Source organism: Dictyobacter halimunensis (genome assembly GCF_036245075.1).
The window spans coordinates 4,026,502-4,043,399 of record NZ_BSRI01000002.1 but is presented as its reverse complement, the minus strand read 5'-3'; the positions used below and the strand labels follow the sequence as shown (position 1 = coordinate 4,043,399).

The following is a 16,898-nucleotide window of genomic DNA, read 5'->3' as shown; positions in this document are numbered from 1 at the left end:
GGCGCTCACCTGTTATTTTTTAGGAGTTGGTGCCACAGCATAGATGGGTGCAGCCGCACCCATCTGTGCTGTGGCACCAACTCCTAAAAATAGGACATCCACAGGTGCACCATCGCCCTCATGAAACAGGATTACCAGTCGAATTTGTTGATCAGGAAGTTACGGCTGTAGTGGAGGAGGATGGGGCTGCCGTGGGGACAGACGGCGGGAGCGGATACGGTGGCGAGATTTTTGAGCAGGGTACGCTGCTCGCCTGGACCCAGTTCTCGGCCGCGCTTGAGGGCGGAGCGGCAGGCAAGCCCGATCAAGAGATGGTCCTCCCAGTCGGTGCTATCTTCGGCGGCCAGTTCGGCCAGTTCCTGCAGGTGGGCAGCCAGTTGCTCGCTCCCCTCGCTGGCCGGGACCGAGCGGACCAGAAAGCTACGCCCGCCGAAGCGTTCGCATTCGATGCCCAGGCCGCGCAGCATGGGCAGGCGCTGCTCCAGCAGTTCAGCCTCGTAGCGCTTCATTTCGATGATCACCGGCTCCAGCAGCAGATGAGAGTGGATCTCTTCTTCTTCGGGCCTGACGCCGCTATAGGTGCTGCGCAGGTGCTCGTAGATGACGCGCTCGTGGGCGCGGTGCTGATCGACCAGGTAGAGGCTGCCATCAGGAGCTTCGGCCAGGATCACGGCCTGCTGTAGCTGTGCCAGGGGACGCAGGCTGACGATCACCTCCGCCGTGCCCGGCTCGGCGATTTCGGCGCGATAGCCCTCAGAGCTTTCGGCGACATGCAGACCCCGGCGCCGGGGTCCTGGCAAACGCCGCTGCGTCGCCAGCACGGGTCCGGGAAATTGCACGGCCTCCGGCACCACCGGACTGCGCTCCAGCAGTCCTTTGATGGTCTGTGTCACCGCCTCTTTGATCTTTGCCTCCTGCAGTAGGTGGACCTCGGTCTTGGCGGGATGGATATTGACATCCACCTCATCGGGCGGCACCTCCAACGCCAGCACCAGCAAGGGATGCTTGCCTTTGGGAAGCAGGCTGCGATATCCTTCCTCCAGCGCGTCTTGCAGGACACGGGACTGCACCCAGCGTCCGTTGATAAACAGGGTTATATACTGGCGGCTCCCCTGCGCCAGCACCCGGTTACCCAGGTAGCCCCTCAACCGGTAGTGCTCTCCATCGCTGACGTCTATCTCCTGCAGCATCTCTTCCAGTGAGATATGATAGAGCTCGGTCAGGGTGGTGGCCAGGCTGCCGCTGCCGCTGGTCTGGATAGCTGTATGCTCGTCCAGGGCCAGGTTGAAGCGCACAGAGGGATAGCCGACCGCGTAGCGGCGAAGCAGCTGGACGATATGGCCGTTCTCGGTGCGGGCCGCCCTGGTGTAGCTGAGCCGTGCCGGCACGTTATAGAACAGATCGGTGACGGTGACGGTGGTGCCGTGAGGACGCGCCTTGCGGCCATGACCCTGCACCAGCCCGCCGCGCCAGGTATACCAGTAAGCCGGCTGCTCCTCTCCCTCCTCCTGCTCCGTCTCCCAGGCGCGGCTCTGAATGGTGACCTCCGCGATGGTCGCGATGCTGGCCAGGGCCTCCCCACGGAAGCCGAGCGTATGCAGACGCTCCAGGTCCTCAAAGGCGGTCAGCTTGCTGGTAGTATGGCGCTCACAGACCGCCGCCAGATCCTCAGCCGGGATGCCATAGCCATCGTCGCTGACGCGGATCAGGCGCAGTCCGCCACCGCGCACCTCGACGCGAATATCCTGAGCGCCCGCGTCCAATGCGTTCTCGACCAGTTCTTTCACCACAGACACCGGTCGCTCGATTACCTCGCCGGCGGCGATGCGCTCGGCAACGGCTGGCGGCAGCTCATGCAGGGCCGTGCGTACGAATTCTGGCCGTTGGATCATAAACTCAAATAGCTGGCTCATCAATACATTGCATTCTTTTTGTGTCGTTGTAAGAAAGATAAAAGATTCAGGGCATCCAGAGGGGTAATCGCCTGGACATCGATATCGTCGAGCGACGGCGCGCGCTCACCGCGCTCCACCGCTTCAGCGATCCCACGAGCCGCCTCGGTCTGCCAGTACAGGGCAGGCGCAGGTTCCGCTCGGTTGGACTCGCTCTGAGGATGATAGTAGCCATTAGACTCGGCCACGCGGTCGGCCCGCGTTGATGACCGCTGATCTGGCACTATAGTAGCAGCCTGATTGGTCTCGAGTTGAGAGAGCACCGTTTCGGCGCGCTTTACGATCGAAGGCGGCATGCCGGCCAGTTTCGCCACGTGCACACCAAAGCTGCGCTCGGCGCAGCCGGGCACCACGCGATGCAAGAAGACGATGCCATTGGGGTCGTCCTCATTGATGGCAACCGTATAAACGTGCAGGTGTCCTAGTTGCGCGGACAGGGCCGCCAGCTCATGATAGTGGGTCGCGAACAGGGTGCGAGCCTGAACCTCGTCATGAAGGTGCTCTACCACGGCGCGCGCGATAGCCAGTCCATCATAGGTGCTGGTACCGCGCCCGATCTCGTCCAGAATGATCAGGCTATGGCTGGTGGCGTGGTGTAGGATGGTCGCCGTCTCCTCCATCTCGACCATAAAGGTACTCTTGCCGGAGGCGATGTCATCCTCGGCACCCACGCGGGTAAAGATGCGGTCCACCAGGCCGATCTGCGCCTTGCGCGCGGGCACAAAGCTGCCGATCTGGGCCAGCAGGGTAATCAGCGCCACCTGGCGCAGATAGGTCGATTTGCCGGCCATGTTGGGTCCCGTCAGTAACACGATACGTTCGGCGCTCGCCGCCTCCAGGTTGGTGTCGTTGGGGATAAAGACATCGCCGTTCAGCGTATACTCCACCACCGGATGGCGACCGCCCACGATCTGCAGGCACCGCCCCTGCTCCAATACTGGTCGCACATAGCCCTGGTGGGCCGCCACCTCGGACAGACTCAACAGGACATCGATGCGGGCCACGGCGGCTGCGCTGCCCATCAACTGGGGATAGTAGAAAGCGATCTGGCGCAACACATCGGCGTAGATGCTGCGCTCCATCTCCTCGATACGCTCAACGGCGCTCAGGATCAGCGCCTCGTGCTCCTTCAACTCGGGTGTGATAAAACGCTCGGCGTTGACCAGCGTCTGCTTGCGCATATAGTCGGAGGGAACCAGCTTGAGGTTAGCATTGCTGACTTCGATATAGTAGCCAAAGACCTTATTGAAGCCCACCTTGAGGGCCTTGATGCCAGTGCGCTGGCGCTCGCGCGCCTCCAGTGAGATCATCCAGCGGCGCGAGTCGCGAATCGAGTTAAACAGCTCATCTAGCTCGGCATGATAGCCGGGACGAATCATGCGCCCCTCATCACCCTCATCACCCTCCTCGTCGGGCCGCAGCAGCGCCTGGTTGATCAAATCACGCACCTGGGGACATGGATCGAGGTCTTCGGCGATCTCTAGCAGCAGGTTGGATTCGCAGCTCTGTAAGAGATCGCGCAGCGTCGGCAACTCGGCCAGATAGTCGCGCAGACCCAGCACCTCGTTACGCACGGCCGTCCCCTGCCTGATCCTGCCCGAGACGCGCTCAAGATCGCCCAGCTCCTGCAGGGACATGGTGAAGCGCGTGCGAATGGCCGGGCTCTCATACAGCTCCTCAATGCTCTCCAGCCGTCCATTCAGGATATTCAGATCCAGCAGCGGCTGCGTAAGCGTACGGCGCAGGAGGCGCGCCCCCATCGGGGTAATTGTACGATCCAGCACCGCCAGCAGGCTCCCCTGCAGCGTGCCGCTGCGCGTCCCCTGCAGCAGCTCAAGATTGCGCTGGGTATGGGCGTCCAATACCATAAACTGATTTGTACTATATGAATGCAGGGCGGTCAGCAGCGAGAGCAGCGAACCGTTCATCTTTTCCAGGTAGGCTACGATGGCGCCGGCCGCCGCGATAGCCTGCGGCTGGCCCTCGCAGCCATATGATTCCAGGGATTGCACACCGAACTGGCGGCAGAGGCGCTGATAGGCGGCCTCCTCCTGGTAAAAATATGGTGGGCAATGGGTGATGGTCACGTTGTTGGCGGGGAACTGATAATCCTCTTTATGGGTCCCCTCGACCAACAGACACTCAACCGGGGCCAGCCTCTGCAGCTCCGCATCCAGGGCCACCGGCAGATCATCCGGGGCAAACCAGGTCACCATAAATTCGCCGGTACTGACATCCACGGCGGCCAGCGCGGTCTGCACTCGTCCCGTGGAGATGGCAACCAGGTAATTGTTCTGGCGTACCGGCAAGAGGTTAGGTTCTGACAGGGTACCGGCGGTCAGGATGCGCGTAACGGCCCGCTCCACCACGTCGCGTCCCTTGCTAACCTCCCCCACCTGCTCGCAGACCACCACTTTATAGCCCCGGTGGATCAACTTGCCCACATAGTTCTCCAGGGCATGCTTGGGGATGCCAGCCAGGGGAACGCGCTCCTTGCCCCGGCTATAGGTGCGCGTCGTACGCACAATCTGGAGTTCACGCGCGGTAATATAGGCGTCTTCATCAAACGTCTCAAAAAAATCGCCCACCTGATACATCAAGATCGCATCGGGAAACTGTTGCTTGAATTCTAGATATTGCTTGCGGGCCGGGCTCAGGGTCGCCATAAAATACACACCTCGGCATAACACAGGGTACAATCAAGTCGCATTGAACATCCGTACATTACCGCATTCTTTACGCACTGTCAAAAGGTGGTACTATATTGGACAGCAATCAGCAAATTCATACGGCACAAGTAGAATAAAGACGAGAAAACGGCCAAATAGGATGGTTGTTGGCTGAACTTTTTCTGGCAACTGACGTACTTCATAGTGTACATTATCAGTACATGAGACACATCCAATTCCTATTTCTTTGCCTGCAATAAGGGCCTATGGTTGAGGCCCGATTCCATCATATATTGGAAGGAATTATATATCACATGACAGACATTACTGCTCCCATTACGGCTGTCACGGTTTACGCGGATCGCGCGCTGGTGACGCGCAAGGGCAAGGTTACGCTTGAAGCCGGCGAGCACGAGGTCCGCGTCAACAATCTACCTCAATTTTTGCGGGACTCACTGCGCGCCTCCGGCCATGGACCTCAGGGAACGCGTATCCTTAATGTTGATATTACCACCGCTTTCTATCCCCAGCCACCTGAGGAGGACCTGGCACGCATCCAAACAGAGTTGGATGCGCTGCAGCATCAGCAGAAGCTGCTGCAGGCCCGGCAGGAGGCGCTCAATGATCGGCGTCAGTGGCTGCGCGCGCTCGGCGAGCAATCCCGCGATTTCGCGCGCGGACTGGCCCAGGGACAGATGAAGCCGCAGGATTGCTCAGATTTCTTTAGCTTTATGTCGGCCCAGGCCACCCAGGATGCCGAGGCCGCGCTGCAGCTACAGACCCAGATCCAGCAGGTTCAATCCCAAATTGATGCTCGGCAGCGGGAGTATTATCAGCGCCAGGGCGATGAGATCTCCAGCGATCGCCAGGCGGCCCTGATCACAGTTGAACTGGCCAGCGCCGGCGAACTGGAACTGGAGATCTCCTACCTGGTGCGCAACGCTTCCTGGTATCCACAATACGATATTCGTGTGCATATCGATGGGCAACAGACCAGGGGCACGGTCGAGCTCACCTATATTGGCATGGTACAGCAATCTACCGGCGAGAACTGGGAACACGTAGAGCTGGCGCTGTCGACGGCCCGCCCCAGCCAGGCAGCGATCCTGCCAGAACTGCAGCCCTGGTATCTCAAGGAATACAACCCACCACCACCACGTCCTATGGCCGTTCCCATGGCGGCGCCTATGTCCGCCACCGCGTATGGTGCCCATCCTACGGGTATGCTGCGATCGCGGGTGGCAGCCCCAGGTGGGAGCTTCGCCCTGGAAGAGGATGAGATAGAGCCACCTGCCCCGGCGCCAGTCGAGGCGGAGATCGCGACCGCCACCGTCGAGCGCAGCGGGACCGCGCTGGTCTTCCGCGTCGGTCGCTCGGTCGATATCCCGTCCGACAATTCGCCGCACAAGACGACGATCGCCCGCGACGATCTGCCCTGTGAGTTTGACTACGTCAGCGCGCCAGCCCTGGAGACCAACGCCCATATGCGCGCGACCGTCGTCAACTCTACCGAGCGCATCCTGCTGGACGGTCAGGCCAGCATCTTCCTGGACGCCGAATACGTCGGCACCACCAAACTGGACTTCACAGCGGCACGCGAGGAGTTCAAGATCTTCCTGGGTATCGATGATAGCCTGAAGATCAAGCGCGAGCCGATCGAGCGCTCAGTTGACAAAGGAAACCTGCTGCAGGGCGATATCCGGCGCAGCACGTACGCCTATCGCATCAACGTCCATAACTACGCGACGGCACCCCGCAAGGTAGTGATTAAAGATCATATCCCGGTGCCGCAGCATGAGCGCATCAAGGTCAGGGTGCAGAGCATCACGCCTCAGCCAGCCGAGCGCACCCGGCTGGAACTGCTCACCTGGGAACAGGTTCTACCAGCCAACGGAGAGTTTACTATCGAGTATCGCTTCGTGGTTGAGCATCCACAGGGCCTGCGCGTCGTCGGCCTGCCCTGACCTGAAACATCGTTCAACCGCGCTGTTCTGATTGAACGGCGCGAATAAAATCGGCCAGCACGTCATAGGCGGTGACCGCCGGGCCCAGGGGTCCGGCGGGACCATAGTCTGGTACATCCAGTGTGATCGTCAGGCCTGGCAGGGTATCGAGCTCAAAGTGGGCCAGCATAGAACCACCCGTTACCGCGGCCAGCGGATCGGGTGGAGACAGGCGTTGCGGCTTCACAGAAGCCCTGATCCCCTCTTCCACCTTCTCGATCTGGGCCACCAGCTTATACGGCGTACCGGCGGCGCGCGCGGCCCGCACCTGTTCCGCATCCAGGTGGCGAATTCCCTCCACCTCTATTTTCGCCAGCGGCGTAGGAGTATCCATCAACACCGTCGCGATCGCGCTCACCTTGACGGCGGCGTCCCAGCCATCAATGTCGGCCGAAGGATCGGTCTCGGCGATCCCCAGTTCCTGCGCGGTCTGAATCGCTTGCTCCAGGCTCTTCCCCCGCTCAATCTCTTCGAGGATGACGTTGCTGGTCGAGTTAACTACGCCACGGAAGCGATTGATATTGGAGGCCGGCAGGCTGCTGGCAAAGAGTGAGAAGATAGGTGCGCCACCCATGACGGTAGCCTCAAACAGGAAGCTGCGCCGTTGTCGTTGCGCCAGCGCCTGTAGTTCGTGATAGCCATGCACCACAGTCCCCTTATTGGCCGTAATTGCGTGGGCGCCATGCTCCAACGCGGCCCTGATATGCTCAATAGCGGGCTGGCCTGTGTCAACATTCAACGAGGTCAATTCAAACAGCACATCGGCCCTGGCGGCGGACAGCCAGTCTCGCACATCATCACCAGAGGCAACTGTCGGTAGCTGTTCAAACTGCCCGGCCAGCAAAGCGGACACGTCGAGTCCGTCTGGATTGGCCAGCCAGCCCAGGCGCCGGGTCGCCACCCCGGTGAGACGCCACTCGATCTGATAACGTTCGCGCAGCTCAGCGGCCTTCTCCTGCAGCAAGATCAATAGCGCGCGCCCCACGTTGCCAAAACCAAGCAGGCAGAGATTATAAGTCTTCATAAAACTCCTATTGGAAATATCGATACTACGTGCGTTTATTCTAACATAGCGATTGATACATGGTACACTATGAGCATGAAAAATGCACCGCTGCAACTCTTTGCTGGAAGAGCGCGGATGGATTGTTTTTAGAGAAAGCGAGAGAACTGAGCATGAATGGACCTCGTCATGCCATGGAAGTGAAGCCGGGTTATCGTGGGCGCGCCTTCACCTCCGACCTCAGCGGACAGGAGTTCTGGCTGGTGGTCGACAAAGGTTTCCAGCCCATGGGATTGGTGATCGGCAACTGTATCTATTCGATGGGCGCGGTGCGCAACTGGCTGGTTGGCATCAAAGGCAATTTTCAGGGCGAGCTCAAAGAATATTCCGAGCTGATGTACCAGGCCCGTGAACTGGCGCTCAGTCGCATGCAGTTTGAGGCCGACCAGTTGGGCGCGGATGGCGTAATCGGCGCGGATATCAAGGTTGAATTCATGCACAACAACGAGTGGATGGAGGTGACCGCCATCGGCACCGCCGTGCGCTATGTGGGCGCCGGACCCAACCTGCCACCCACCGGCCAGGGCCGTGTCGTCATCCCCACTAATTAACTCCCCTTCTCAGAACTCCTAAACGGTTCGGGCGTGTGCTCGAACCGTTTCTATAGTATAGAAGCTATCTTTATTTCATGGCTATACGAATAGATAGATGTCGATATAACAAGGGAATTGGCTGGTTTCATGGAGCGGCTAGTCTGCTACAATAGCAAGTAAAAATGAGGAGTGGGCTATGCCTTTATTTGATGTCGAGCGGGCGCGGCTGGAGACGCCGGGAAGCCAGCATGTCCTGCATCTGAATAATGCAGGTTCGTCGTTGATGCCGCAACCGGTACTGGAAGCGACGGTTGCGCATCTGCAGTTGGAGGCGCAGATCGGTGGCTATGAGGCGGTTGAGCGGCAGCAGGAGGTGCTGGAGCATGCGTACGATGCCGCGGCGACCTTGATCAATTGTACGCGCGATGAGATCGCCTTTGTGGAGAACGCGACCCGCGCCTGGGATGCCGCCTTCTATGCTATCCCATTTAAAGCCGGTGATCGTATTTTGACTTCGATGGCGGAATATGCCAGCAACTATATCGCGTATCTGCAGGTGGCGCGCAAGACCGGGGCCGTGGTTGAGGCGATTCCAGACGATCAATATGGGCAGGTTTCGGTCGAGGCGCTGCGCAATATGCTGGACGAGCGGGTGAAGCTGATCTCGATCACCCATGTACCAACCAGCGGCGGACTGGTCAATCCGGTGACCGAGATCGGCAAGGTGGCGCGCAAGGCAGGCATCCTGTACCTGGTTGACGCCTGTCAATCAGTGGGACAGATGCCGATCGACGTGCAGAAGATCGGCTGCGACATGCTATCTACAACGGGCCGCAAGTACCTGCGCGGTCCGCGTGGCACCGGCTTTCTATATGTGCGGCGCGAGCTGATCGAGCAGCTTGAACCGGTCTTCCTTGATCTACATGCGGCCACCTGGGTAAGCAAGGACCACTATGAGATGCGCTCGGACGCGCGCCGCTTCGAGAACTGGGAGACCAACTACGCGGGCAAGATCGGTCTGGCGCGGGCCATAGATTACGCGCTCGACTGGGGTGTCGACAACATCTGGCGGCGCGTCAAGGAGCTTGGCTATAACCTGCGCACGCAGCTCAGCCCCATTCCCGGCGTCATTGTGCGCGATCGCGGCATTACGCAGTGCGGGATCGTCACCTTTACGGTCGAGGGGGTCGAGCCGGAGGAGATCAAGCAGCAGCTGGCGCAACAGCAGATCAATGTGTCGGTAGCCGTGCAAAGCTCGACGCGGCTGGATCTGGAGGCTCGTGGTCTGACGACGATGGTGCGCGCCTCCGTGCACTATTACAATACACAGGAGGAGCTGACGCGCTTCAGCGCGGCGATCGCCCAGCTCTCCGATTTTTAGGGGCGCGTGTGCCCGGGTACAGGGTCGCTTCGCGACAAGCCAGGGCAAGCCTGGCACCTACGGGATGCCGCGCATGTGTATGGGGTTATGGCGCATATGCCCCGGCGCCTTTCGAGGCTGCCGGGGCATTATCAACGGCCTTAAATGGAGGCTTCGTAGGGTTTGAAGCGGATGAATTTGTCGTAGAGCATGGCGTCGTCCAGCTGTACGCCCTGCATAGTCTGCTCCATAAGAAAGTGGCTGACCTTGTCGGGATCGTTGGTTTGCCGGAAGGCCTCCATCTGACGATCGGCCCCGGTGCCACGTGGATCATCCAACAGGGCACGAATATAGTCCATCTCGCGGCGGCTGCCCAGTTCATCGACGACGTCATCAACGAGGTCTAGCAGTTCGCGGAAGGAGTCGCGCATGCTGGCCCTGCGCTTGTTAGTGAAGTCGACCACCTCGGCGTCCAGGCCATAGCGCATGGCGCGCCACTTGTTCTCATCGATGTAGTCACGCGAGAGGATGGGGACCTTTTCACCCTTTTCATTCATCTTGACCAGCTTGGCAATCAGAGCCTGGCAGAGCGCGGCCAGGGCCAGCGTATCTTCGATCGTCGCCGGCATGTCGCTGATGCGAAACTCGATGGTGTCGAAAAACGGATGGGGGCGGATATCCCACCAGATCTTCTTGCCGTTGTCGATGCATTCCATCTCGACCAGGTCGTTGACGAAGCGATCAAAGTGTTCAAGGTTCTCAAAGATGTCGGGCGTACCACTACGCGGGAAACGCTTCCAAACGACGGAACGATAGGATTTAATGCCGGTCATGCGCCCATTCCAGAAGGGCGAGTTCGATGAAAGCGCCAGGATATGGGGCAGCCAGGTACGTACCTGGTTCATGACCTGGATCGCCTGCTCCTTCGAATCCACAGAGACATGGACGTGCAGGCCAAAGATCAGGATCGAGCGAGCCACGTCCTGATATTCCTCCTCCAGCTCCATATAGCGTTCGTGGGGAGTTGGTTTCTGCTCATGCCAGGAGGAGCTAGGGTGGGTACCAGCGCTGATCAACGCCAGGTTCTCTTTTTGCAGGATGCGCGCCAGCAGCGCACGCGAGGTATACAGCTCCATGCGCGCCGCACCAATATCCGGCAGAACGGGCGAGACAAATTCCAGCACAGATTGCAGCATCTCCGGCTTGATCTGCTCTTCGAAGATGGGAGCCCCTTTATCGAGGATACTCTGGGCGCGCGAGGCCAGCTTGCCGGTCTTTGCATCGACCAGTTGAAACTCCTCCTCGATCCCGAGCATAAAACGTTGTGCCATGTGCCAACCCTCCATCAAAAATCCGTAACCAATTCATACAATCGTTACTCTACTATTCACGATCTCGATGATAGTTGAGATCCAGGCTTTTCATAGCTATGCAATAGAATGCATACAGCGGGCTACAAAAATATGGACTCTGTGTATAAGTTGAACCTCCCTATTGCTACACGGCTCATGCTATAATACACCATGACACCTATAGACCGAGGAAGATCATATCCAGCTAATTTTATAGCAGGCCCCAACCAGAAGCACTCGTCTGCTATTCAGCTACCCCTCCAGGTTGTACGTGCGGGGTCATCATGCACAAAACCTGGTGCCTGGGTTTTACGGTCAAGAGCGCCGGGGGTGGTTATCTCCATCTCATGTATGCGCGAGGGCGCCTGATTCCAGCAAAAACGTATTTTATATATGTATCATATATAGCTTACCCAGAAGTTCGGAGGGAAGAATGAGCCGATTTCTCGATACACTGGCCCAGCGTATTTTGATCTATGATGGAGCGATGGGCACAAATATTCAACGCTATCAACTGACCGCCGAAGATTATGGTGGCGAAGCGACCGAAGGCTGCAATGAATACCTTGTGCTGACAAAGCCCAATGTCATCGAGGAGATCCATACGGGCTTTATGGAGGCGGGCTGCGACGTTATTGAGACGGATTCGTTTACCGCCAGCCGTTTGAAGCTGGATGAGTATGGGCTGGGCCACCTGACGCATGAGATCAACCTGGCGGCGGCGCAGCTGGCGCGCAAGGTGGCGGATCGCTTTAGCACGCCCGAGCAGCCGCGCTTCGTAGCGGGCTCGGTTGGCCCCACCGGCATGCTTCCTTCCTCCGACGATCCTCTGCTAAGCAATATCACCTATCAGCAGCTGGTGGCGCTCTTCCGCGAGCAGGGCAAGAGTCTGCTGGAGGGCGGCGTGGACGTCTTCTTGATCGAGACCAGCCAGGACATTCTGGAGGTACGCGCGGCCATCACCGGTCTGCGCCAGGCCATGAAAGACGCGGACCGGCAGGTGCCGATCCAGGCCCAGGTCTCACTGGATACCAGCGGCCGCATGCTGCTGGGAACCGATATCGCGGCGGTGATGACGACACTGGTCTCCCTGCGCGTGGATATCGTCGGCCTCAACTGCTCGACGGGTCCCGAACACATGCGCGAGCCCGTACGCTTCCTGGCCGAGAACTGTCCTCTGCCCATTTCGACCATTCCCAACGCTGGCATCCCACTGAACGTAAATGGACAGGCCGTCTACCCGATGGAGCCCGAACCGATGGCGAAGGCGCTCTACGAATTTGTGACCGAGTTCGGGGTGAATATCATCGGCGGCTGCTGCGGCAGCAGCCATGAGCATCTGCAAGCTATCGTCAAAGCCTGTCGCAACGCGCCACGCCAGCCACGACCGATCGCGGATAACAATATCGCGCAGAAGAACTTCCGGGAGATCATCCCTCCTTTCCTTTCAAGTGGCATTCGCTCCACCTCGATGCAGCAGGATCCGCCTCCCCTGATCGTGGGTGAGCGCGTCAACGCCACCGGCAGCCGCAAAGCCAAACAGGCGCTGCTGGCCGATGATTATGATACTCTGCTGGCCATTGGTCGCGAGCAGGTCGAGGGTGGCGCCCATGTCTTAGACGTCCAGGTGGCCCTGACCGAGCGCACCGATGAAGATATCCAGATGGCGACCCTGGTCAAAAAACTTTCCATGGGTAATGAAGCTCCGCTGGTCATCGATAGTACCGAGGCCGACGTAATCAAGGCGGCCCTTGAGATCGCCCCCGGACGCGTCCTGATCAACTCTATCAATATGGAGATGGGACGTCAGAAAATCGAAAACGTACTGCCGCTGGCGCTGGAACACGGCTCGGCGGTGATCGCGATGACTATTGATGAGATCGGCATGGGCAAGACAATCGAGCGCAAGGTCGAGATCGCTCATAAGATCTATGATATCTGCGTCAATGAGTACGGGCTCTCGCCCAACGCGCTGGTCTTTGATCCCCTGACCTTCCCGATCACTACGGGACAGGAGGAGCTGCAGACGGCGGCCATCGAGACGCTGGAGGCGATCAAGCGCATCAAGGCCGAGTTGCCGGGCGTGATGACGATCCTGGGCGTCAGCAACGGCTCCTTTGGTCTGAAGATGCACGCGCGCGCGGTGCTCAATAGCGTCTTCCTCTATCACGCGGTACGAGCGGGACTGGATATGGCGATCGTCAATCCCTCCCACATCAAGCCGTACGCGGAGATCGACGATGAGCAGCGCCAGCTGGCCGACGACCTGATCTTTAACCGGCCCGATGCGCTGCCGCGCTACATCAACTACTTTGAGCAGCATGGTCCACAGAAGAGCGACGACAGCGATAAGGTTGATCCCACCGAAGGCATGGAGGTCGCCGAGCGCATCCACTGGCAGATCCTGCATCGCCGCAAAGAAGGGATCGAACCCTTGATCGACCAGGTGGTGGCCGAGCGCGCCGCCAGCATGCAGGTCAACAACAACGACGCGGCCGTCAACGTGCTCAATACGGTACTGCTGCCCGCCATGAAAGATGTAGGTGACCGCTTCGGCGCCGGCGAACTGATCTTGCCGTTCGTGCTGCAATCGGCCGAGGTAATGAAGCGTTCGGTGGCGCACCTGGAAAACTACCTGGAGAAGCAGGAGGGCTACACCAAGGGCAAAGTCGTGCTGGCCACGGTCTATGGCGACGTACACGATATCGGCAAGAACCTGGTCAACACCATCCTCAGCAACAACGGCTATACCGTCTACGACCTGGGCAAGCAGGTGCCGCTGAATACGATCCTGGAAAAGGCTATGGAGGTCAAGGCGGACGTGATCGGCCTCTCGGCCCTGCTGGTTAGCACCTCGAAGCAGATGCCGCTGTGCGTCAAAGAGCTGCACAAGCGCGAGCTGTCCTTCCCGGTCATCATCGGTGGCGCCGCCATCAACCGTTCCTTTGGACGCCGTATCCTCTTTGTGGATGACCAGAAGGTCGACTCGGTTCCCACACCCTATGAGCCGGGCGTCTTCTATGCCCGCGACGCCTTTGAGGGACTGGATATCGTCGATAAGCTGACCAATACCATAACGGAGAAGAAGCAGTTTGTGCAGCGCATCCAGGATGAGGCATTGAACGAACGCCTGAAGAAGAACGCGAAGAGCGCCGAGGCGGCGCCGGTCAAACAGGAGGTAAGCACAACGCCATCCAGCAGCGTGCAGCCGGCGGCCTCGATTCCCACGCCGCCATTCTGGGGACCGCGCATCCTTGAACGCATCGGCCTGGAAGATATCGCGGCCTGTATGGATTACAAGACGCTGTATCGCCTGCACTGGGGCGGCAAATCGCATGGCGAGGAGTTTAACCGCCTGGTGAAGCAGGACTTTGAGCCCCGTCTGGATCGCATGCTGCGCGAGGCGCGCCAGCAACGCTACCTGCAGCCGAAAGTGGTCTACGGGTATTATCCCTGCCAGTCCAGCGGCAACGAACTGATCGTCTATGATCCAGAACAGTTCCAGCGGGACGGCCAGTTGCGCGAGGTGACGCGCTTCGTCTTCCGCCGCCAGACAGAGCATGACCGCCTATGCATGGCGGACTACTTCGCCTCGGTGGAGAGCGGCAAGGTAGATGTGCTCCCTCTACAGGTCGTCACCATGGGACATGAGGCCAGTGAGGCCATCCAGGCACTGCAGGACAAAGGAGAGTATTCCGAGGCCTACTTCCTGCATGGGCTGGCCGTTGAGATGGCCGAGGGGCTGGCCGAATACACCAATCGCGTGGTGCGCCAGGAGCTCGGCCTGACCGACGAGGCCCGTGGCCGCCGCTACAGCTGGGGCTATCCCGCCATCCCGGACCTGGCCGACCACGAGAAGCTCTTCAAGCTGCTCCCCGTCGAACAGAGCATCGGAGTCACCCTGACCGAGGCCTACCAGCTAGTCCCCGAGCAGTCGACGGCCGCCATGATCACCCATCACCAGCAGGCCGTCTACTTCGCCATCCGGCTGCCCAACGCCGAGGCGGTCGGCGTTTCATAAAGCGCACGCGAGGTGCGCACCTATGGCGTTGGCGTGGCGTGCGTGCCCATAGGTGCGCACCTCGCGTGCGCTTTCCGCCTCAACCACGCCAACGCCGCCATCCGGTGGCGTTGGCGTGGTTGAATTTGTATGGTATAATGATACCAAAATAATGCAGGAAAACCTGATATGTTGGAGAGATTCGTGAACGTCAGAATGCACAATTGCACCTGTCTGTGCGTTCATAGAGGCAGCTTTTAGGAGTAGCTCAGCCCTCTATGAACGTAATTTGGCGTGTTCTCCAACGACCATTATGATTCACTTCCCCCACACGTCTTCTGTCTGAGCTGCTACCTCGTACCATAACGGACTGATACAATAGAGCAAGCATATACACACGCGCACACGCGCACATGCACACAAACAAGCGCCCGCGAGGGGCGCACCTACGGATAGAGGAGATTTGCTCATGTCAACGCAAGCAAGCAAACCAGTTTACCTGTACAATACATTGACGCGTACCAAAGAACTATTCAAACCATTGCACGCCCCAAAGGTGGGCATCTATAACTGCGGCCCCACCGTCTATAAAGATATTCACATCGGCAACCTGCGCTCGTTTACCACCACCGACTGGCTGCGCCGCATCTTAGAGTACAACGGCTACGAGGTCACGCTGGTGCGCAACATCACCGATGTTGGCCACCTGCACGAGGATGACGATGTCCGTGGCGGCGAGGATAAACTGGAGCACGAGGCGCGTACGACCGGGCGCTCGGCCTATGAGATCGCGGCCCACTACACGCAGCAATACCTGCGCGACAGCGACGAGATGAACATCCTACCGCCGCAGATCGTGCCAAAGGCCACCGAACACATCCCCGAGATGATCGAGATAACCAATAGGCTGATCGAGAAGGGACTGGCCTATGTCAGCGATGGCAATGTCTACTACGCGGTCAGCCGCTTTGCAGACTATGGCGAGCTGTCGGGCAACACGGTCGAGAATCTGCGCGCCGGTGGTCATGGACGCGTGCAGATGGAGGTGGCGGAAGATAAGCAGAACGCGGAGGATTTCGCACTCTGGAAGCATGGCGACGCCACGCGCCAGATGAACTGGGAGAGTCCCTGGGGCGTCGGCTTCCCTGGCTGGCACATCGAGTGCTCAGCCATGGCCACCCGCTACCTGGGCGAACAGTTTGATATCCACACCGGCGGCATCGACCTGGTCTTCCCGCATCATGAAGACGAGATTGCGCAGAGCCAGGGCGCGACCGGCAAGCGTCCGGTGCAGTACTGGGTACACAACGAGTTCCTGGACTTCGGCAATAGCAAGATGTCGCGTTCGGTCGGCAACGTCTTGCTGCTGAGCTCGTTGAAGGAGCGCGGCATCGAGCCGATGGCTTATCGCTATCTGCTGCTGACGGCCCACTATCGCTCGAAGCTCAACTTTACCGATGACTCGATCAATGCCGCCCAGAACGCCCTGAACAATCTGCGCGCCGATATCGCCGAGCTACCGGTAGAAGAGGCGCCCGCCAGCTGGTCGGAGGAAGCGCAGCGCACGCGCGAGGCGTTCCACGAAGCCATCAACAACGACATGGACCTGCCGGTGGCGATCAGCATCACCCGCGAGGCGGCACGCACCAACAAGATCGCGCCCGCCGAGCGGCGCCACCTGATACTGGACTTTGACCGGGTTCTGGGTCTACAATTGGATAAAGTGGCCCCCAAAGCGCCTGTAACCGTCAGTGACGAGGCGCAGGAGCTGGTTCGCCAGCGCGACGCGGCCCGATCTGCCCGCAACTGGAAAGAATCGGATCGCCTGCGCGACCAGCTGAAGAGCATGGGCTTCGAGGTGCGCGACACCCCACAGGGCACACAATTGGTATAATTGCTCAAAAAGATACATCATCAATCGTCGTAGGTGCGCCCCTTGCGGGCGCTTCCACCCTCGCCCCACGGA

At 59.0% G+C, this 16,898-nt stretch carries 9 protein-coding genes; 5 read left to right on the top strand and 4 right to left on the bottom strand.

Going from position 1 to position 16,898, the window contains the following annotated elements; all coding sequences use genetic code 11:
• Positions 1-131: 131 nt before the first annotated feature.
• Positions 132-1,913: a DNA mismatch repair endonuclease MutL gene (gene mutL, locus AABA21_RS30690; RefSeq protein ID WP_338256112.1), complete on the bottom strand. Its 1,782-nt coding sequence runs from the start codon at positions 1,911-1,913 to the stop codon at positions 132-134.
• Positions 1,913-4,618 carry a DNA mismatch repair protein MutS gene (gene mutS / locus AABA21_RS30685; protein WP_338256111.1) on the bottom strand — a complete coding sequence of 902 codons (2,706 nt, stop codon included), beginning with the start codon at positions 4,616-4,618 and terminating at the stop codon, positions 1,913-1,915. Before mutS ends, mutL begins: the two co-directional genes overlap by 1 nt.
• Positions 4,619-4,935: 317 nt before the next feature.
• Here mutS and AABA21_RS30680 point away from each other — a divergent pair, with 317 nt between their 5' ends.
• Entirely contained in the window at positions 4,936-6,585 is a 1,650-nt protein-coding gene (locus tag AABA21_RS30680) for a mucoidy inhibitor MuiA family protein (RefSeq protein ID WP_338256109.1), read from the top strand.
• 13 nt (positions 6,586-6,598) lie between these two features.
• Here AABA21_RS30680 and AABA21_RS30675 read toward each other — a convergent pair whose 3' ends face one another.
• Positions 6,599-7,648: a homoserine dehydrogenase gene (locus tag AABA21_RS30675; RefSeq protein ID WP_338256107.1), complete on the bottom strand. Its 1,050-nt coding sequence runs from the start codon at positions 7,646-7,648 to the stop codon at positions 6,599-6,601.
• A gap of 152 nt (positions 7,649-7,800) precedes the next feature.
• On the opposite strand from AABA21_RS30675, the gene AABA21_RS30670 reads away from it, so the two are divergent.
• On the top strand, positions 7,801-8,238 hold the full coding sequence (locus AABA21_RS30670) for a YbjQ family protein (protein WP_338256105.1): 438 nt from the start codon (positions 7,801-7,803) through the stop codon (positions 8,236-8,238).
• Between the two features lie 178 nt (positions 8,239-8,416).
• Positions 8,417-9,601 carry an aminotransferase class V-fold PLP-dependent enzyme gene (locus tag AABA21_RS30665; protein ID WP_338256104.1) on the top strand — a complete coding sequence of 395 codons (1,185 nt, stop codon included), beginning with the start codon at positions 8,417-8,419 and terminating at the stop codon, positions 9,599-9,601.
• 140 nt (positions 9,602-9,741) lie between these two features.
• Here AABA21_RS30665 and AABA21_RS30660 read toward each other — a convergent pair whose 3' ends face one another.
• Positions 9,742-10,911, bottom strand: coding sequence for a carboxylate-amine ligase (locus tag AABA21_RS30660; RefSeq protein ID WP_338256103.1), 1,170 nt, complete (start codon positions 10,909-10,911; stop codon positions 9,742-9,744).
• A 454-nt stretch (positions 10,912-11,365) separates the two neighbouring features.
• Between AABA21_RS30660 and metH the strand changes: the two genes are divergently transcribed.
• The gene (metH, locus tag AABA21_RS30655; protein WP_338256102.1) at positions 11,366-14,953 is read left to right on the top strand and encodes a methionine synthase; all 3,588 of its coding nucleotides are present in this window, start codon (positions 11,366-11,368) and stop codon (positions 14,951-14,953) included.
• Between the two features lie 448 nt (positions 14,954-15,401).
• Positions 15,402-16,826, top strand: coding sequence for a cysteine--tRNA ligase (gene cysS, locus AABA21_RS30650; protein ID WP_338256101.1), 1,425 nt, complete (start codon positions 15,402-15,404; stop codon positions 16,824-16,826).
• The last annotated feature ends 72 nt before the right edge of the window (positions 16,827-16,898 follow it).